Source organism: Streptomyces sp. NPDC052773 (assembly GCF_044547145.1).
GTDB lineage: Bacteria > Actinomycetota > Actinomycetes > Streptomycetales > Streptomycetaceae > Streptomyces.
Genome location: NZ_JBITZX010000006.1, coordinates 356,103 through 374,069 on the forward strand (window position 1 = coordinate 356,103; position 17,967 = coordinate 374,069).

Here is a 17,967-nt window from a genome sequence, read left to right on the forward strand (position 1 = left end):
AGGAAGAAAGCTGCCCAGGCGTATGGTCCATTTCCATGCCGAAACCATGGGCCACTCTGGGCATCGACCTGCACCTCGAACCGGCCGGCGGGGGAGTGCGCCGCGGCCTGACCGACGCCCTGCGCGACGCCGTCCGCACCGGCCGCCTCGCCCCCGGCACCCGGCTGCCCTCCTCCCGCTCGCTCGCCGCCGACCTCGGCCTCGCCCGCAACACCGTCGCCGGCGCCTACGCCGACCTGGTCGCCGAGGGCTGGCTCACCGCCCGCCAGGGCTCCGGCACCCGGGTCGCCGACCGCGCCGTGACCCCGCCCGCGCGCCGCCCGGCCCCCACCCCGAGCCGCACCGGCCACCCCGCGTACAGCCTGATCCCCGGCACCCCCGACCTCGCCTCCTTCCCCCGCACCCAGTGGCTCAAGGCCGCCCGCCGCGCCCTGACCGCGGCCCCCAACGACGCCCTCGGCTACGGCGACCCCCGCGGCCGGATCGAACTGCGCACCGCGCTCGCCGGGTACCTCGCCCGCGCCCGCGGCGTACGCGCCGACCCCGACCGGATCGTCGTCACCGCCGGCTTCGCCCACGGGCTGCGGCTGCTCGCCCAGCTCCTGCACGCGCGCGGCCGGCGCACCCTCGCCGTCGAGTCGTACGGCCTCGACGCGCACTGGGACCTGATCGAGCGGGCCGGGCTGCGCACCGAGCCGCTGCCGTTCGACGCGTCCGGCACCGCGCTCGACGGGCTGGAGCGTGCCGGAGCCGTCCTGCTGACCCCCTCCCACCAGTTCCCCATGGGCGTGGCCCTGCGCCCCGAGCGTCGCGCGGCCGTCGTCGACTGGGCCCGCGGCAGCGGCGGACTGATCCTGGAGGACGACTACGACGGCGAGTTCCGCTACGACCGCCAGCCCGTCGGCGCCCTCCAGGGCCTCGACCCCGACCACGTCGTCTACCTGGGCACCGCCAGCAAATCCCTCGCCCCCGGACTGCGCCTGGGCTGGATGGTGCTGCCCCCGTCGCTGGTGGACGAGGTGCGCGCGCTCGGCGGCTCCTCCGTGCCCGTCCTCGACCAGCTCACCCTCGCCGAGTTCGTCACCTCCGGCGCCTACGACCGGCACGTCCGCGCCGCCCGGCTGCGCTACCGGCGCCGCCGCGACGCCCTGGTCGCCGCCGTCGCCGCCCGCGCCCCCGAGGTGACCGTCACCGGCATCGCGGCCGGACTGCACGCCGTGCTCCGCCTCCCGCCCGGCACCGAACAGTCCGTGGTCCGCTCCGCCACCTGGCACGGCCTCGCCGTACACGGCCTCTCCCGCTACCGGCACCCCACCGCCACCGCCCACCCCGTCGACGCCCTGGTCGTCGGCTACGGCACCCCACCCGACCACGCCTGGACGGGAACCCTTCAGGCCCTGTGCAACGTCTTGCCCTAGGGGGTGTCTCGTCGATCATGCCGGATCAGCGAGCGGCACCAGACGCCGGCAGCCCGGCATGATCGACGAGACACCCCCCGGGCACCCGTGTGTGACCGGTCCCTGTCAGGCCCCGTATGATCGCGGGCCGGCGCCGCGGACACGGGCAGCGTACGGGCGGCGGGTAACCGGGGGAGGAGAAACGACATGGCGGACAACCGGCGGCGGCTGCGCTCCAGCACCGTCGTACTCGGCGGGATGGGCGTGATCGCCGCGGCGCTGACCTCCTGCGGCTCCGACCCCGACCGCCGCTGCGTCGACCGCGACAGCTACGACTACGTCAACGGCTACAAGGTCATCGCCGACAAGAACTGCTCGTCCGGATCCTCCTCGTCCGGCAAGGGCGGCAAGGGCAAGAAGAAGAGCAGCGGCAAGCGCGCCGACGCCGCCTGGTACTACGACGCCGAGGTCAGCGGCGGCTACGCCGACCACGGCACCTTCAGCCGCGAGGAGGCCGTCGACCGCGGCGGCTTCGGCTGCTCCGGCTCCGGCAGCGGCGGCGGCTGAGCGCGACCCGCACCATGGAACGCCGCACCATCGAACCCCGCCCCGGCTGGCAGCAGACCGTCGAGGAACAGGGCCTGATCTACCCGCTCACCCGCCACCCGGACGGCTCCCTGCGCCCCTACTGGGACGAGAGCGCCTACTACGTCTTCTCCCTGGAGGAGATCGAGGCCCTGGAGGAGGTCGTCGAGGAACTGCACCGCATGTGCCTCGCCGCGGCCGACCACATCGTCACCGCCGACCGCTTCGCCGACCTCGGCATCACCGACCCCCGCGTGGCCGCCGCCGTCGCCGAGTCCTGGCACCGCCGCGCCGAACTCCCCTCCCTCTACGGCCGCTTCGACCTGCGCTACGACGGCCACGGCCCGGCGAAACTGCTCGAGTACAACGCCGACACCCCCACCTCCCTCGTCGAGGCCGCCTCCCCCCAGTGGTTCTGGATGGAGGAGCGCTTCCCCGGCGCCGACCAGTGGAACTCCCTCCACGAACGCCTCGTCGACGCCTGGCGCGGGCAGGCCCGCCTCCTCCCGCCGGGCAGCCCGCTCTACTTCGCCCACTCCAGCGCCGACGAACTCGGCGAGGACCTGATGACGGTCGCCTACCTCAAGGAGACCGCCGAACAGGCCGGCCTCGACACCGGCTGGATCTCCATGGAGGAGATCGGCTGGGACCGCCTCTCCGGCCGCTTCGTCGACCAGCGGCTCCGCTTCATCCGCAGCTGCTTCAAGCTCTACCCCTGGGAATGGCTCACCACCGACCGCTTCGCCGGCCACGTCCTCGACACCCTCGACAACGGCGGCGGCACCGGCACCACCCTGTGGATCGAGCCCGCCTGGAAGATGCTCCTCAGCAACAAGGCCCTCCTCGCCGTCCTCTGGGAGCTCTACCCCGGCCACCCCAACCTCCTCCCCGCCCACCTCGACGGCCCCCGCGACCTCGCCACCACGACCGGCTACGTCGCCAAGCCCCTGCTGGGCCGCGAAGGCGCCGGCGTCACCGTCCACCCGCCCGGCACCCCGCCCGTCGTCCGCGACGAACCCTGCTGCTACCAGCAGCTCGCCCCGCTGCCCGCCTTCGACGGCAACCACGTCGTCCTCGGCACCTGGGTCGTCGAGGGCGAGGCCGCCGGCCTCGGCATCCGCGAGTCCTCCGGCCTGATCACCGACGAGTACGCCCGCTTCCTGCCGCACGTGATCCTCTAGGGACCGCACCTCAGGCGATGTCCAGCACCGCCCGCAGCTGCGCCAGCCCCCAGTCCAGGTCCTCCTTGCCGATCACCAGCGGCGGCGCGATCCGGATCGTCGAGCCGTGGGTGTCCTTCACCAGCACCCGCCGGTCCATCAGCCGCTCCGAGACCTCCCGCCCCGTGCCGTACCGCGGATGCACATCCACCCCCGCCCACAGCCCCCGCCCGCGCACCTGCGTCACCCGCCCGGTCCCGGCCAGCGCCGCCAGCTCACGGTGCAGATGCTCACCCAGCTCCGCCGCCCGCGCCTGGTACTCACCGGACCGCAGCATCGCGATCACCTCCAGCGCCACCGCGCACGCCAGCGGATTCCCGCCGAACGTCGACCCGTGCTCCCCGGGCCGGAACACCCCCAGCACCTCGGCCGACGACACCACCGCCGACACCGGCACGATCCCGCCGCCCAGCGCCTTGCCCAGCACATACGCGTCCGGCACCACCCCCTCGTGCTCACACGCGAACGTCCGCCCCGTCCGCCCCAGCCCCGACTGGATCTCGTCCGCGATCAGCAGCACGTTCCGCTCGCGCGTCAGCTCCCGCACCGCCGGCAGATAACCGGCCGGCGGCACCAGCACCCCCGCCTCGCCCTGGATCGGCTCGATCAGCACCGCCACCGTGTTCTCCGTCAGCGCCTCGCGCATCGCCGTCACGTCCCCGTACGGCACGATCTGGAACCCCGGCGTGTACGGGCCGTAGTCCGCCCGCGCCTCCGGATCGGTGGAGAAGCTGATGATCGTCGTCGTACGGCCGTGGAAGTTGCCGCCCGCGACGACGATCTTCGCCATCTCCGCGGGCACCCCCTTCACCCGGTAACCCCACTTCCGGGCCGTCTTCACCGCCGTCTCCACGGCCTCCGCCCCCGTGTTCATCGGCAGCACCATCTCCATCCCGCACAGCTCCGCCAGCCGCGCGCAGAAGGCCCCGAACCGGTCGTGGTGGAACGCCCGGGACGTCAGCGTCACCCGGTCCAGCTGCGCCTTCGCCGCCTCCACCAGCCGCCGGTTGCCGTGCCCGAAGTTCAGCGCCGAGTAGCCGGCCAGCAGATCCAGATAGCGCCGCCCCTCCACATCCGTCATCCACGCCCCGTCCGCGGTGGCGACCACCACCGGCAGCGGGTGATAGGTGTGCGCGCTGTGGGCCTCGGCGGTCGCGATCAGGTCGTCCGTGGCGGTCATGGCCCCTCCAGAAGGTGAACCGGAAGCAAGGACGCCCTCCTTCCTATCCTCGCTCGCATGGTGGACGCGGGAACTTCGCTCTCCGGCGCGCCCGGTAGGCTGAGCCCAGGGCCGTGACTGGCGCGCTTGGGATGGGACCGACCATCGGGGAGCGGCCCGAACGGGAAACTGTGCCGTGCGCCTGGGCCGAACCGTGTACGCCGAACGCCACGTCCGGAGGTCCCGATGTCTGACGCGTCTGCTCCCCTCTCCACCGAGTCCACCGCCTTCCGCGCCGCCCTCGACGTGATCCGCGCGGTCGAGCCGCGCGTCGCCGACGCCATCGGCCAGGAGGTCGCCGACCAGCGCGAGATGCTCAAGCTGATCGCCTCCGAGAACTACGCCTCCCCGGCCACCCTGCTGGCCATGGGCAACTGGTTCAGCGACAAGTACGCCGAGGGCACCGTCGGCCGCCGCTTCTACGCCGGCTGCCGCAACGTCGACACCGTCGAGTCGCTCGCCGCCGAGCACGCCAAGGAGCTGTTCGGCGCCCGCCACGCCTACGTCCAGCCGCACTCCGGCATCGACGCCAACCTCGTCGCCTTCTGGGCCGTCCTCGCCGACCGCGTCGAGGCGCCCTTCCTGGAGCGGACCGGCGTCCGCCAGATCAACGAGCTGACCGACGCCGACTGGGCCGAGCTGCGCCAGGCCTTCGGCAACCAGCGCATGCTCGGCATGTCCCTGGACGCCGGCGGCCACCTCACCCACGGCTTCCGCCCGAACATCTCCGGCAAGATGTTCGACCAGCGCTCCTACGGCACCGACCCCGCCACCGGCCTGATCGACTACGAGGCGCTGCGCGCCCAGGCCCGCGAGTTCAAGCCGCTGATCCTCGTCGCCGGCTACTCCGCCTACCCCCGCCTGGTGAACTTCCGGATCATGCGGGAGATCGCCGACGAGGTCGGCGCCACCCTCATGGTCGACATGGCCCACTTCGCGGGCCTGGTCGCGGGCAAGGTCCTCACCGGCGACTTCGACCCGGTCCCGCACGCCCAGATCGTCACGACGACCACCCACAAGTCGCTGCGCGGCCCGCGCGGCGGCATGGTCCTGTGCGACGACTCCCTCAAGGACCAGGTCGACCGCGGCTGCCCGATGGTCCTCGGCGGCCCGCTCCCGCACGTCATGGCCGCCAAGGCCGTCGCCCTCGCCGAGGCCCGGCAGCCCGCCTTCCGGGACTACGCCCAGCGCATCGTCGACAACTCGCGCGCGCTCGCCGAGGGCCTGATGCGGCGCGGCGCCACCCTGGTCACCGGCGGCACCGACAACCACCTCAACCTGATCGACGTCGCCACCTCCTACGGCCTCACCGGCCGCCAGGCCGAGGCCGCGCTGCTGGAGTCCGGGATCGTCACCAACCGCAACGCGATCCCCGCCGACCCCAACGGCGCCTGGTACACCTCCGGCATCCGCATCGGCACCCCCGCCCTGACCACCCGCGGTCTGGGCACCGCCGAGATGGACGAGGTCGCCGCCCTCATCGACCGCGTCCTCACCACCGCCGAGCCCGGCACCACCAAGTCCGGCGCGCCCTCCAAGGCCGCCCACGTCCTCGACGAGAAGGTCGCGCAGGAGATCGCCCAGCGCGCCACGGACCTCGTCGCGGGCTTCCCCCTGTACCCGGAGATCGACCTGGGCTGAACCGCCCCGTGAGGGGCGCGGGGAACTGCGCGACCGACCCATCACGGTCCGCAGTTCCCCACCCCCGGGACCACCCCCACCGCTCTGAGAGAATGGTGGGCATGGCGAATGACCGACCCCGCGTGCTCTCCGGCATCCAGCCCACCGCCGGCTCGTTCCACCTCGGCAACTACCTCGGCGCCGTCCGCCAGTGGGTGGCCCTGCAGGAGTCCCACGACGCCTTCTACATGGTCGTCGACCTGCACGCGATCACGGTCCCGCAGGACCCGAAGGAGCTGCGCGCCAACACCCGGCTCGCCGCCGCCCAGCTGCTCGCGGCCGGGCTCGACCCGGAGCGCTGCACCCTGTTCGTCCAGAGCCACGTCCCCGAGCACGCGCAGCTCGGCTGGGTCATGAACTGCCTCACCGGCTTCGGCGAGGCGTCCCGCATGACCCAGTTCAAGGACAAGTCCGCCAAGCAGGGCGCCGACCGGGCCTCCGTCGGCCTGTTCACGTACCCGATCCTCCAGGTCGCGGACATCCTCCTCTACCAGGCGCACGAGGTGCCCGTCGGTGAGGACCAGCGCCAGCACATCGAGCTGACCCGCGACCTCGCCGAGCGCTTCAACGGCCGCTTCGGCCAGACGTTCACGGTCCCGAAGCCGTACATCCTCAAGGAGACGGCGAAGATCTACGACCTCCAGGACCCGGCGATCAAGATGAGCAAGTCGGCGTCGACGCCGAAGGGCCTCATCAACCTGCTCGACGAGCCGAAGACCACCGCCAAGAAGGTCAAGAGCGCCGTCACCGACACCGACACCGTCATCCGCTTCGACCCGGAGAACAAGCCGGGCGTCAGCAACCTCCTCACGATCTACTCGACCCTCACCGGGACGGGAATCGCGGAACTGGAGGAGCAGTACGCCGGAAAGGGCTACGGTGCGCTCAAGACCGACCTCGCCGAGGTCATGGTCGAGTTCGTGACGCCGTTCCGGGAGCGCACCCAGCAGTACCTGGACGACCCGGAGACGCTCGACTCGATCCTGGCCAAGGGCGCGGAGAAGGCCCGCGCCGTCGCCGCGGAGACGCTGGCGCAGGCCTACGACCGCGTGGGCTTCCTGCCGGCCAAGCACTGAGCCGGGAGCGGCCGGGCACCGAGCCGGGCACGGGGCGCGTAGTGCGCCGTGTACCGGCGGAGTGCCGAACGGCTCGCGGGTCGTGCACGGAAGATCCGGTTCGGTCCGCACCACGTACAGCGCTGCACATCACTACGGCTGCGCCTGCCCAGGGCCGGGCCGGGGCCGTACAGTCGATAGCCGGACGGCTGCATCCGCGGCCGTCCGCGCTCACCCAGACGTACCGCACAGACGTACCGACACGACGACAGGAGACGACGTGGGGACCGTAACGATCGGTGTGTCGATCGCGGTCCCGGAGCCCCACGGCAGCCTGCTCCAGGAGCGGCGCGCGGGCTTCGGCGACGCCGCGGCTCACGGCATCCCCACGCACGTCACCCTCCTGCCGCCGACCGAGGTCGACGACAGCGCGCTGCCCGCCATCGAGGCGCACCTCGTGGAGGTCGCGGCGGCGGGGCGGCCGTTCCCGATGCGGCTGTCCGGGACGGGGACCTTCCGTCCGCTGTCACCCGTCGTCTTCGTCCAGGTGGCCGAGGGTGCCGAGGCGTGCACGTGGCTGCAGAAGCAGGTCCGTGACGCGTCCGGGCCGGTGGCACGCGAACTGCAGTTCCCGTACCACCCGCATGTCACCGTCGCGCACGGCATCGACGACGCGGCGATGGACCGGGCGTTCGAGGAACTCGCCGACTACGAGGCCGAGTGGCCCTGCACCGGGTTCGCCCTCTACGAGCAGGGCGCCGACGGGGTGTGGCGCAAGCTGCGCGAGTTCACCTTCGGCGGCTCGGTCGTGCCGACGCAGGCATCGGCGCCCGCGGAGGAGCAGGGCACCCTGCACTGAGGCGCCGGCCCGCCGCCCGCCGTACCGGGGCGTGCGCCCGGCCGGACGCCCGCGCAGCGCCGGCCCGGCCGCTCAGAACGGCAGCCTGCGGAACACCGCCCGCGGCACATGCCGCACCGCCGACATCACCACACGCAGGGCGCCCGGCACCCACACCGTCTCCGAGCGGCGGCGCAGACCCAGCTCGATGGCCGCGGCCACCGCCTCGGGCGTCGTCGCGAGCGGGGCCTCCTCCAGTCCGGCGGTCATCCGCGAGCGGACGAAGCCGGGGCGGACGACCATGACGTGGACGCCGGTGCCGTGCAGCGCGTCGCCGAGGCCCTGGGCGAAGGCGTCCAGGCCGGCCTTGCTGGAGCCGTAGATGAAGTTGGAGCGGCGGGCGCGCTCCCCGGCGACCGAGGAGAGCACCACCAGCGAGCCATGGCCCTGCGCCTGCAGCGCGCGGGCGCTGACCAGGCCCGCCGAGACCGCGCCCGTGTAGTTGGTCTGCGCGACGCGCACCGCGCTCACCGGCTCGCGCTCGTCGCGCGCCTGGTCGCCGAGGATGCCGAAGGCGAGCAGCACCATGTCGATGTCGTCCTCGGCGAAGACCTTGCCGAGGACCGTCTCGTGCGACTCGGGGTCGAGCGCGTCGAAGGCGACGGTGCGCGCGTCGGCGCCGAGCGCGCGCAGGCTCTCGGCGGCCTGCTCCAGGCCGGGGGACGGGCGGCCGGCCAGCCAAACCGTGCGGGTGCGGCGGGTGATCAGCCGGCGCGCGGTGGCCAGCGCGATCTCGGACGTACCGCCGAGGACGAGCAGGGACTGGGGGAGGCCGAAGGCGTCCTTCACGGCGGCTCCTAAGAGGGTGACGAGAGCGGGGGCTAGGGGGTGTTTCGTCGATCAGGTCGGATCAGCGAGCGGCGTCTGGTGCCGTGCATCGCAAGGCGGAGGAGGGAGTCGATGCGATGGGGGTGCCCCCGCGCGAGCGCAGCCGAGCGTGGGGGAATCGGCGACCGACGACAACGCGGCGAGGCGCGGTGCCAGGCGACGGGAGCCCGGCGTGATCGGCGAGACACCCCCTAGAGGGAGAGGCGGCGGGCGAGGTCGGAGACGAACACCCCGCGCGGGTCGAGTTCGGCGCGCAGGGCGCGGAAGTCGTCCAGGCGCGGGTACATCGCGGCGAGCAGCTCGGGCCGCAGCCGGGAATCCTTGGCGAGGTAGACCCGGCCGCCCGCGGCGGCGACCTCCTCGTCGAGTTCGTCGAGGAACGCGCCGAGGCCGGGCAGGGTGGCCGGGATGTCGAGGGCCAGCGTCCAGCCGGGGGAGGGGAAGGAGAGCCAGCCCGGGTCGGCGTCCCCGAACCGCTTGAGGACGGCCAGGAAGGACGGGCAGCGCCGCTCGGAGATCCGGCGCACGATCCGGCGCAGGGCCTCCTCCTGGCCGTATCCGACGACGAACTGGTACTGCACGAAGCCGCCGCGGCCGTAGATCCGGTTCCAGTGTGGCACCCCGTCCAAGGGGTGGAAGAAGGTGGAGATCTTCTGGAGTTCGCCGGTCCGCGCGCGGGGGGCCTTGCGGTACCAGAGTTCGTTGAACAGGCCCACCGTCCGCCGGGTGAGCAGGCCCTCGGGGAGGAAGGCGGGGGCGGCCGGGAGCTGGGAGGGGTGGAAGGCGAGCGGGTCCCTGCGCGCGCGGGCGCCCCGGGGCAGCGCGTCCAGGGGCGCGTGGTCGCCGCGGGTGAGCACCGCGCGGCCGGTCGCGGCGCCGCGCGCCAGCAGGTCGATCCAGGCGACGGAGTAGCGGTAGTGGTGGTCGCCGTCGGTCAGCCGGGCCATCAGGTCGTCGAGGTCGCGGGCGCGTTCGGTGTCGACCGACATCCACGCGGTCTCGACCGGCTGGAGCTGGATCGTCGCGGTCAGGATGACGCCGGTCAGGCCCATGCCGCCGGTGGTCGCGTCGAAGAGCGGGGTGCCGGGGCTCACGCCGTGGATGCCGCCGTCGGCCGTGAGGAGTTCCAAGGACAGCACGTGCCGGGAGAAGGACCCGGAGACGTGGTGGTTCTTGCCGTGGATGTCGGCGCCGATCGCGCCGCCGACCGTCACATAGCGGGTGCCGGGGGTCACCGGCACGAACCAGCCGAGCGGCAGCAGGACCCGCATCAGCCGGTGCAGGGAGACGCCCGCGTCGCACAGCACGGTGCCGTTCGCGGCGTCGATCGCGTGGATCCGGTCCAGGCCGGTCATGTCGAGGACCGCTCCGCCGGCGTTCTGCGCCGCGTCCCCGTACGCCCGTCCCAGGCCCCGGGGGATGCCCCCGCGGGCCCCGCAGTCGCGGACGGCGGCGACGGCCTCCTCGTAGGTCCGTGGGCGGATCAGGCGGGCGGTGGTGGGGGCGGTGCGGCCCCATCCCGTGACGGAGACGGTCTCGGCAGGCATGTCGGTGACCGTATCGCTCCTATGCGAGGGGTTGGTTGTGAAACATCCATTCCCTCCCCGAAATGGGTGATTAATGGGATGTCGCTCAATATTGCCGGACTTACGGCCGGGTCGGCGTGAACAGTGAGTCCACATGGACGACCTCGACGACATGGACCACCGAATCCTTTCGGCGCTCCGGGCCCACGGCTCCGACCCGCGCGTCGCGGCCGCGGCGCGCGCCCTGTCCTGGGCCGGCGAGCACGGGGCGCTCTGGCTCGCGGCGGGTCTCACCGGAGCCGCCGTGGACGGCGCGCGCCGTGGCGCCTGGTTGCGCGGTACCGCGCTCATCGCGGGCGCGCACATCGCCAGCATGGGTGTGAAACGGATCGTGCGCCGTCCGCGCCCCGCGCACGTCGAGCCGTTGGTGCGCACCGCCGGACGGCACTCCTTTCCGAGCTCCCACGCCGCCTCCGCCGCCGCGGCGGCCGTCGCCTACGGCGCGCTCGGCACCGTCGGGGCCCAGGTCATCCCGCCGCTCGCCGCCGCGATGTGCCTCTCGCGCCTGGTCGTGGGCGTCCACTACCCCTCCGACGTGGCGGCCGGCGCGGCCCTGGGGGCGCTCACCGCGCGCATCGGGGCGCGCTGGGTCCAACAGGGCGTACACAGGGGCGCGTACGGCATGACCGCGTACGACACGACAGGGAGCGGGCATGACTGAGGCAGCGCCCATGGCGAACGGCACCCGCGCCCAGGAGCCGCCCCTCCTAGGTGCCCGCACGCCCCGCCCCCGCCCACCCGAGGAGCCCCGCGCGGGCACACACCTGCGGGGAGTCCTCCAGGGCCTCCTGAAGACCGCGCGACCCAAGCAGTGGGTCAAGAACCTCCTCGTCGTCGCCGCCCCGGCCGCCGCCGGCGAGCTGGTCTCCCGGGACGCGCTCACCCGGCTGCCGCTGGTCTTCGCGCTGTTCACCGCCTGCGCCGCCGCCGTCTATCTGGTCAACGACGCGCGCGACGCGGACGCCGACCGCGCCCACCCCACCAAGCGGCACCGCCCGGTCGCCGCCGGACAGGTCCCCGTGCCGGTCGCCTACGCGGTGGGCGGCACGCTCGCCGTCCTCGCGCCGGCCGCCGCGGCATGGCTCGCGTCCCCGGCGGTCGCGGCACTGCTGACGGCGTACCTCGGCATGCAACTGGCGTACTGCGTCAGCCTCAAGCACGTCCTGGTCGTCGACCTCGTCGTCGTCACGACCGGGTTCCTGATGCGGGCGATGGCCGGCGGGCTCGCGCTCTCCATCCCGCTGTCGCGCTGGTTCCTGATCACGACCGGGTTCGGGGCGCTGTTCATGGTCTCGGCGAAGCGCTACTCCGAGGCCGTCCAGATGGCCGGGAAAGCGGGCGCCACGCGCGCGTTGCTCACCGAGTACACCACCGGCTACCTCCGCTTCGTGTGGCAGCTGGCCGCCGGGGTCGCCGTACTCGGCTACTGCCTGTGGGCGCTGGAGGCGGGCGGCGCCCCGCACACCGGACTGCTGCCCTGGCGGCAGCTGTCGATGATCGCTTTCATCCTGGCGATCCTGCGGTACGCCGTGTTCGCCGACCGCGGCACCGCGGGCGAACCCGAGGACGTGGTGCTGCGGGACCGGCCGCTCGCCCTCATCGGCCTGGTCTGGCTCGCCATGTACGGCCTGGCGGTGGCCGATTGGTGACCGAGGCGCCCCTCCGCGCGGGGCACCGGCTCCGGCTCCGCCCCCGGGAACTCCTCTCCTTCGCCGCCGTCGGCCTCCTCGCCTACGCCACCGACCTGGCCCTGTTCACCTGGCTGCGCGGCCCCCTGGCCCTCGATCCCCTCACCGCGAAGGCGCTCTCCTTCGTGGCGGGCTGCACGGTGGCCTACGCGGGCAACGCGCTCGGCACCTACCGGGACCGCCCGACGGGCAGCCCCTGGCGGCGGTACGCGGTGTTCTTCGCGGTGAACGTCGCGGGCGCCCTCGTCCAACTGCTCTGTCTCGCCGTCAGCCACTACGGCCTCGGCTACACCTCGCAGCGCGCGGACACCGTCTCCGGCGCGGGAATCGGCATGGCACTGGCCACGATCCTCCGATTCTGGGGCACTAGAACATGGGTGTTCCGCTGCGAGGGCAAGGTCGGATCATGGACTGGCTGAAGAACCTTCCGGTCGTCGGGCCGTGGGCCGCCCGGCTGATGGCCACACACGCGTGGCGCTCCTGCGAGCGGCTGGACCGCGTGCACTGGACCCGGCTGGCCGCGGCGATGACGTTCACCAGCTTCGTCGCGCTGTTCCCGCTGCTCACGGTCGCCGCCGCGGTCGGCGCCGGCACGCTCGGCGCCGACCGGCAGAAGGAGCTGGAGGACAAGGTCGCCGAGCAGATCCCCGGCATCTCCGACCAGTTGGACATCGCCGGTCTGGTCGACAACGCCGGCACCATCGGGATCATCGCGGGCGCCGTGCTGCTGTTCACCGGCATCGGCTGGGTCGGCTCCATGCGCGAGTGCCTGCGCGCGGTGTGGGAACTGCCGGACGACGAGGAGAACCCCCTGCTGCGCAAGGCCAAGGACGGCGGGGTGCTGATCGGTCTCGGCGGCGCGGTCCTGGTCACCCTCGCCGTGTCCATGGTCGCCTCCGCGGCCGTCGGCTGGATCGCCCGCCAGCTGGGCCTGGACGAGCAGGGCTGGGGCAGCGTGCTGCTGCGGATCATCGCGTTCGCCGTCGCCGTCCTCGCCGACTTCCTGCTGCTGCTGTACGTCCTGACGCTGTTGCCCGGCGTCGAGCCGACCCGGCACCGCCTGGTGGTCGGCGCCCTGGTCGGCGCGATCGGCTTCGAGCTGCTGAAACTGCTGATCAGCGGCTATATGCAGGGCGTGGCCGCGAAGAGCATGTACGGCGCGTTCGGCGTGCCGGTCGCCCTGCTGCTGTGGATCAACTTCACCTGCAAGCTGCTGCTGTTCTGCGCATCCTGGACGGCGACGCCCAGCAAGGAGGCCGACGGGATCACCACCGACGACCGGGCCGGTGCCCGCGACGGGGCCTCCGCCGCCGACGGGGTCACCGCCGGCGGGGTCACCGCCGGCGGCGCACCAGGTCCGGCAGCGGCCAGCGGCGGTTGACCAGGAACGCGGCACCGCCGAGCAGCACCAGCAGACCGCCCGCGATGCCCAGGGCGACGCCCATGCCGCTGGAGCCGCTGCGCGCCGTGGCGCTCGCCACCGGCTTCTTCGACGTGCCCCCGCCCGCGGCACCCCCGGCCTCGCCCGCGCCCGCCGGCGCGGAGGCCGTGGTGTCCGGCTGGGCGCCGGGCTGGGCGGCGCCCTTGGGCGGCACCAGCTCACCCACCGGCTGCACCTTCCCGGCCGCCTGGAAGCCCCAGTCGAAGAGCCGCGCGGTCTCCTTGTAGACCTCGTTGTGGTCGCTCTTCTGCGGGTTCATGACCGTGACGAGCAGCACCTTGCCGCCCCGTTCGGCGACGCCCGTGAACGTCGCCCCGGCGTTGGTGGTGTTGCCGTTCTTGACGCCCGCGATGCCCTGGTACTGGTCGATGTCGTAGTCGCCGGTCAGCAGCCGGTTGGTGTTCTGGATCTCGAAGGTCTCGCGGACCGTCTTGCCCTTCTTGTTCTTCTTCGTCTGGCCGGGGAACTTCGCGGTCAGCGTGGAGCAGTACTCGCGGAAGTCCTTCTTCTGCAGCCCGGAGCGGGCGATCAGCGTCAGGTCGTACGCGGACGAGACCTGCCCCGGAGCGTCGTAGCCGTCGGGGCTGACCACGTGCGTGTCGAGGGCCTGCAACTCCTCGGCGTGCCGGTTCATCTCCCGGACGGTCTTCTCGACACCGTCGTTCATCGCGGACAGCACGTGCACGGCGTCGTTGCCGGAGCGCAGGAAGACACCGAGCCACAGGTCGTGGACCGAGTACGTCTCCTTCTCCTTTATCCCGACCATGCTGGAGCCGGCGCCGACGTCGGCCAGGTCCTCGGCCGCGACCTTGTACCTCATGTCCTTGGGGAACTTCGGCAGCAGCGTGTCGGCGAACAGCATCTTCAGCGTGGAGGCCGGGGCCAGGCGCCAGTGCGCGTTGTGCGCGGCGAGCACCTCGCCGGACTCGGCGTCGGCCACGATCCACGACCGCGCGGTGACGTCCTTCGGCAGCACCGGCACCCCCGGGGCCAGGTTCACCTGGGTGCCCGGCTGCCCGAGCCGCTCACCGCCGACGGTCGACATGTTCGCCGGGGGAGTGGCCGACGGGCTCGCCGAACCGGACGGAGACGGTTTCGCCGGCTTCGACGTGGACGTCGCCTTCGATGTCGGGGCCGGTGTCGGCGTCGGCGCCGCGACTGCGACGGGAGCGGTCAGCGAAAGCGACAACAGGGTCACGGAAGCGAGCAACAGGGGCCGCTTCGCGGTCTTCTCGGGTGCGGGCACGAGCGAGAACGTACAGGGCAGGCGCCCGGAAGTCCCGTCCCCCTCCCCACCCCGGCCAAGGCTCCGGGTGGCGGGCGGCGATACTGAACGCATGAAACTCAGCCGCCCGATCTCCTGGTTCCTGCTCGCCTTCGGGGTATGGAGCTGGGTCATCTGGGTCACTTTCGTCAAAAACCTGATCAAGGACAGCAGCGGGCTGGCGTTCGACGACGGCGAGCCGACGACCTACTTCTGGGTCCACCTGCTGCTCGCCGTCGTTTCCTTCGTATTGGGGACGGTCATCGGGGTCATCGGGTTGCGCGGACTGCGCGCACTGCGCCGAACGTCATAGCACTGCGGCCCTACCGCCTCCAGGAGAGAGCAACGGCATGGTGATCGTCTTCCTGCTCGTCACGGTGAGCGTCCTCGTGGCGGCCAACTGGTACCTGTGGCGCCGCCTGTTCCGCGACACCACCCGCGCCCCGGGGGCGGCCCGCCGAGCGGGTGCGGCGCTGATCGCGGGCGGCTGGGTGCTCGCCGTCGCCGCGCTGGTCGCCGAACGCACCGGCGCCCCCTTCTGGCTCCAGCGCACCCTGGCCTGGCCCGGCTTCCTGTGGCTGGCACTGTCGATCTACCTGCTGCTCGCCCTGCTCGTGGGCGAGGCCGTACGACCGCTCCTGCGCCGGTACCTGGAGCGCCGGGACCGCGCGACGGCACCGCCCGCCGCGGCCGACGTGCGCCGGCCCGAGCCGATACCGGCGGGCGCCCCGCCCCGGACGGCGGACCCGGCCGAGGACGGCCGGGACACCGAGGCACCCGGGAGCCCCGGCGCGAACTCCCCGGCACCGGAGCCCTCGAACCCCTCCGAGCCCTCCGGCCCCTCCCGCCGTCTCTTCGTCTCCCGCGTGGTCGCCGGCGCCGCCGCCGCGGCGGCCGTAGGCACCGTCGGCCACGGCTCCTACGGCGTGCTGCGCGGCCCGCGCGTGAAGCGGGTCACCGTCCCGCTGGCCAAGCTCCCGCGCGGGGCGCACGGGTTCCGGATCGCGGTGGTCAGCGACATCCACCTGGGCCCGGTGCTCGGCCGCGGCTTCGCCCAGAAGGTCGTCGACACGATCAACGCGACCCAGCCCGACCTCATCGCGGTCGTCGGCGACCTCGTCGACGGCAGCGTGAAGGACCTGGGCCCGGCCGCCGCGCCCCTGGCGCAGCTCAGAGCCCGGCACGGGGCGTACTTCGTCACCGGCAACCACGAGTACTTCTCCGGCGCCGAGCAGTGGGTGGAGGAGGTACGGCGCCTGGGGCTGCGCCCGCTGGAGAACGACCGCACGGAGCTGCCGTACTTCGACCTCGCGGGCGTCAACGACGTGGCCGGCGAGGACGAGGGCCAGGGCCCCGACTTCGTCAAGGCGCTCGGCGACCGGGACACCGCGCGCGCGTGCGTCCTGCTCGCCCACCAGCCGGTGCAGATCCACGACGCCGTCGAACACGGCGTCGACCTCCAGCTCTCCGGCCACACCCACGGCGGCCAGCTCTGGCCCGGCAGCCTCCTCGCGGCCGCCGCCAACCCCACGGTGGCCGGCCTGGAGCGCTACGGCGACACCCAGCTGTACGTCAGCCGCGGCGCGGGCGCGTGGGGGCCGCCGACCCGGGTGGGGGCGCCGTCGGACATCACGGTGGTGGAGCTGGCGTCAGCCCGGTGAGCCTGCTTTGAGGATGTGGGCGACGTCGAGGGTGACCTTGGCGCCGACGGAGTCGGGCAAGGCGACGATCTCGCCGGGGGCGTGGACGCGGTGGCTCGCGTACTCGTCCCCGGCAGGGTCGGTGAGAACGTGGAGGCGCTGGTGCTTGCGGTCGACGACGACGTAAACGGGGACCCGGGCCTCGGCGTACGCGGCAACTTTGACGCGCAGGTCCGTGCGGAAGTTGCTGGAGGTGACTTCCAGAACGAGCCGGAAGCAGATGGGGTCGTAGCAGTTGTGCTTGATCAAGTGCTTGTCGATGTCGGCGTCGACCACGGACAGATCCGGGACGGCGAAGTCATCGACCATGTCGGGAAGCCAGAGCCCCACCCCCTGGACGACGCTCGTCTCGTCTTCGTCGAGGCCTGCCGCGATGAACGGGACCATGATTTTGGTCAGGGCCCGCGCATGGGCGGCGTCCGGCGGCGGGGACACGAGGATCTGGCCTCCGATGATCTCGACGCGGTAGCCCGGGCAGCGGTCCGAGATGTCGTTGGCCATGTCGAGGAGCGTCTTCGGCCGCTTGCGCGCCGGTTCCTCGGGGCCGTACTCGACAGGTGCTGCGGACATCACGTGCCTCCCGTGGGCTGGTGTCGAGAGCATCATCGTAGGCAGGCCGGACGCTGGACGTCCCGTTCCGCCCCCTTCACCCGGAAAGAGGGTCACTGCCCCCGCCCCGTGTCCCCGGGATCCGGCAGCACCCGCGTCATCCCCGGCAGGAAGTCCGTGAACAGTTCGTGGACCTCGCGCACCAGGGGGCGCAGGACGCGGAAGCGGGCCAGGTAGACACCGCGGGCGGTGAGCCGGGCGCCGCGTTCGGCGAGGCGGTAGCTGCGCTCGCGGCCCTCGGTGCGGTCGAAGATCCAGTACAGGCAGAGGCCCATCTGGGCCAGCCACATCAACTCGGGCAGGATCTCGCGCAGTTCCTCCGGCACCTTGGTCTTCGTGGCCCCGGCCAGCACCTGCCGGTGGACGCTGATGGCCTCCTGGCGCGCGTGCTCCGACTCGGGGGAGAACGGGCTGAGCGGGCTGTCCGGGTCGGCGGCGTTCTTGAAGAACTGCACCGCGAACTCGTGGTACGGCGTGGCCACGTCCAGCCAGGCCTTCAGCACGCCCGCCAGCCGCGCCTCCAGGTCGGTCTCCCGGGCCAGGACGGGGCGGACCGCCGCCTGATGGTCGGCGGCGATCCGGTCGTAGAAGCCCTGGATCAGGTGTTCCTTGCCGGCGAAGTAGTAGTAGGCGTTGCCGACGGAGACCCCGGCCTCCTGGGCGATGGCCCGCATCGTCGTCTTGTCGTAGCCGCGCTCCTGGAACAGGCGCATGGCCGTCTCCAGGATCAGCGCACGGGTCTGCTCGGACTTGCTGGGCACGTCGCCCGCACCGGGGCTGTCGTTCTTCGCAGGCAC

Annotated in this window: 18 protein-coding genes and 1 riboswitch; of the genes, 12 read left to right on the forward strand and 6 right to left on the reverse strand. The window is 72.6% G+C overall.

The annotated features are described in order from the left end of the window. Window positions 1-35: 35 nt before the first annotated feature. The 3 genes from ACIG0D_RS16710 (at window position 36) to ACIG0D_RS16720 (ending at window position 3,163) form a co-directional block, all read left to right on the forward strand. The gene (locus ACIG0D_RS16710) at window positions 36-1,418 is read left to right on the forward strand and encodes a PLP-dependent aminotransferase family protein (protein ID WP_399800971.1); all 1,383 of its coding nucleotides are present in this window, start codon (window positions 36-38) and stop codon (window positions 1,416-1,418) included. A gap of 186 nt (window positions 1,419-1,604) precedes the next feature. Then, window positions 1,605-1,964, forward strand: a complete 360-nt coding sequence (locus ACIG0D_RS16715; protein WP_399800973.1) for a hypothetical protein — start codon at window positions 1,605-1,607, stop codon at window positions 1,962-1,964. A gap of 14 nt (window positions 1,965-1,978) precedes the next feature. After that, complete coding sequence (locus tag ACIG0D_RS16720) at window positions 1,979-3,163, forward strand: glutathionylspermidine synthase family protein (RefSeq protein ID WP_399800976.1); 1,185 nt, start codon at window positions 1,979-1,981, stop codon at window positions 3,161-3,163. Between the two features lie 10 nt (window positions 3,164-3,173). On the opposite strand, the gene rocD is transcribed toward ACIG0D_RS16720, so the two are convergent. Further along, the gene (gene rocD, locus ACIG0D_RS16725) at window positions 3,174-4,382 is read right to left on the reverse strand and encodes an ornithine--oxo-acid transaminase (protein ID WP_399800979.1); all 1,209 of its coding nucleotides are present in this window, start codon (window positions 4,380-4,382) and stop codon (window positions 3,174-3,176) included. Window positions 4,383-4,485: 103 nt separating this feature from the next. Then, window positions 4,486-4,576: riboswitch (ZMP/ZTP riboswitch) on the forward strand. A 31-nt stretch (window positions 4,577-4,607) separates the two neighbouring features. On the opposite strand from rocD, the gene ACIG0D_RS16730 reads away from it, so the two are divergent. From ACIG0D_RS16730 to ACIG0D_RS16740, 3 genes are all read left to right on the forward strand, one after another. Then, window positions 4,608-6,062: a glycine hydroxymethyltransferase gene (locus tag ACIG0D_RS16730; protein ID WP_399800981.1), complete on the forward strand. Its 1,455-nt coding sequence runs from the start codon at window positions 4,608-4,610 to the stop codon at window positions 6,060-6,062. 101 nt (window positions 6,063-6,163) lie between these two features. Beyond that, window positions 6,164-7,177, forward strand: a complete 1,014-nt coding sequence (gene trpS / locus ACIG0D_RS16735; RefSeq protein WP_365761727.1) for a tryptophan--tRNA ligase — start codon at window positions 6,164-6,166, stop codon at window positions 7,175-7,177. 259 nt (window positions 7,178-7,436) lie between these two features. Then, complete coding sequence (locus tag ACIG0D_RS16740; protein ID WP_399800983.1) at window positions 7,437-8,015, forward strand: 2'-5' RNA ligase family protein; 579 nt, start codon at window positions 7,437-7,439, stop codon at window positions 8,013-8,015. A gap of 72 nt (window positions 8,016-8,087) precedes the next feature. On the opposite strand, the gene ACIG0D_RS16745 is transcribed toward ACIG0D_RS16740, so the two are convergent. Both ACIG0D_RS16745 and ACIG0D_RS16750 read right to left on the reverse strand, forming a co-directional pair. Continuing rightward, the gene (locus ACIG0D_RS16745; RefSeq protein ID WP_399800985.1) at window positions 8,088-8,843 is read right to left on the reverse strand and encodes a decaprenylphospho-beta-D-erythro-pentofuranosid-2-ulose 2-reductase; all 756 of its coding nucleotides are present in this window, start codon (window positions 8,841-8,843) and stop codon (window positions 8,088-8,090) included. A 230-nt stretch (window positions 8,844-9,073) separates the two neighbouring features. Continuing rightward, window positions 9,074-10,429, reverse strand: a complete 1,356-nt coding sequence (locus ACIG0D_RS16750) for an FAD-binding protein (protein WP_399800987.1) — start codon at window positions 10,427-10,429, stop codon at window positions 9,074-9,076. Window positions 10,430-10,562: 133 nt separating this feature from the next. Between ACIG0D_RS16750 and ACIG0D_RS16755 the strand changes: the two genes are divergently transcribed. From ACIG0D_RS16755 to ACIG0D_RS16770, 4 genes are read left to right on the forward strand one after another with little or no spacing between them, the layout of a single operon-like run. After that, on the forward strand, window positions 10,563-11,129 hold the full coding sequence (locus ACIG0D_RS16755; RefSeq protein WP_399800990.1) for a phosphatase PAP2 family protein: 567 nt from the start codon (window positions 10,563-10,565) through the stop codon (window positions 11,127-11,129). Continuing rightward, window positions 11,122-12,117 (forward strand): decaprenyl-phosphate phosphoribosyltransferase, encoded by a 996-nt coding sequence (locus ACIG0D_RS16760; protein ID WP_399800993.1) that lies wholly within the window; start codon window positions 11,122-11,124, stop codon window positions 12,115-12,117. The genes ACIG0D_RS16755 and ACIG0D_RS16760 overlap by 8 nt, the downstream gene beginning before the upstream one ends. Then, window positions 12,114-12,575, forward strand: coding sequence for a GtrA family protein (locus ACIG0D_RS16765; protein WP_399800996.1), 462 nt, complete (start codon window positions 12,114-12,116; stop codon window positions 12,573-12,575). The genes ACIG0D_RS16760 and ACIG0D_RS16765 overlap by 4 nt, the downstream gene beginning before the upstream one ends. Then, window positions 12,563-13,537 carry a YihY/virulence factor BrkB family protein gene (locus ACIG0D_RS16770; protein ID WP_399800999.1) on the forward strand — a complete coding sequence of 325 codons (975 nt, stop codon included), beginning with the start codon at window positions 12,563-12,565 and terminating at the stop codon, window positions 13,535-13,537. The genes ACIG0D_RS16765 and ACIG0D_RS16770 overlap by 13 nt, the downstream gene beginning before the upstream one ends. Here the strand turns inward: ACIG0D_RS16770 and ACIG0D_RS16775 are convergent. Continuing rightward, on the reverse strand, window positions 13,491-14,843 hold the full coding sequence (locus tag ACIG0D_RS16775; RefSeq protein ID WP_399801001.1) for a D-alanyl-D-alanine carboxypeptidase family protein: 1,353 nt from the start codon (window positions 14,841-14,843) through the stop codon (window positions 13,491-13,493). The two genes, ACIG0D_RS16770 and ACIG0D_RS16775, sit on opposite strands and share 47 nt — an antisense overlap. Window positions 14,844-14,934: 91 nt before the next feature. Here ACIG0D_RS16775 and ACIG0D_RS16780 point away from each other — a divergent pair, with 91 nt between their 5' ends. Both ACIG0D_RS16780 and ACIG0D_RS16785 read left to right on the forward strand, forming a co-directional pair. Beyond that, window positions 14,935-15,174, forward strand: coding sequence for an SCO4848 family membrane protein (locus ACIG0D_RS16780; RefSeq protein ID WP_365761745.1), 240 nt, complete (start codon window positions 14,935-14,937; stop codon window positions 15,172-15,174). Between the two features lie 37 nt (window positions 15,175-15,211). Then, window positions 15,212-16,522, forward strand: a complete 1,311-nt coding sequence (locus tag ACIG0D_RS16785) for a metallophosphoesterase (RefSeq protein ID WP_399801004.1) — start codon at window positions 15,212-15,214, stop codon at window positions 16,520-16,522. Here the strand turns inward: ACIG0D_RS16785 and ACIG0D_RS16790 are convergent. Next, window positions 16,511-17,131: a Uma2 family endonuclease gene (locus ACIG0D_RS16790; RefSeq protein WP_399801006.1), complete on the reverse strand. Its 621-nt coding sequence runs from the start codon at window positions 17,129-17,131 to the stop codon at window positions 16,511-16,513. The genes ACIG0D_RS16785 and ACIG0D_RS16790 overlap by 12 nt on opposite strands. 92 nt (window positions 17,132-17,223) lie before the next feature. Next, entirely contained in the window at window positions 17,224-17,967 is a 744-nt protein-coding gene (locus ACIG0D_RS16795; RefSeq protein ID WP_399801009.1) for a TetR/AcrR family transcriptional regulator, read from the reverse strand.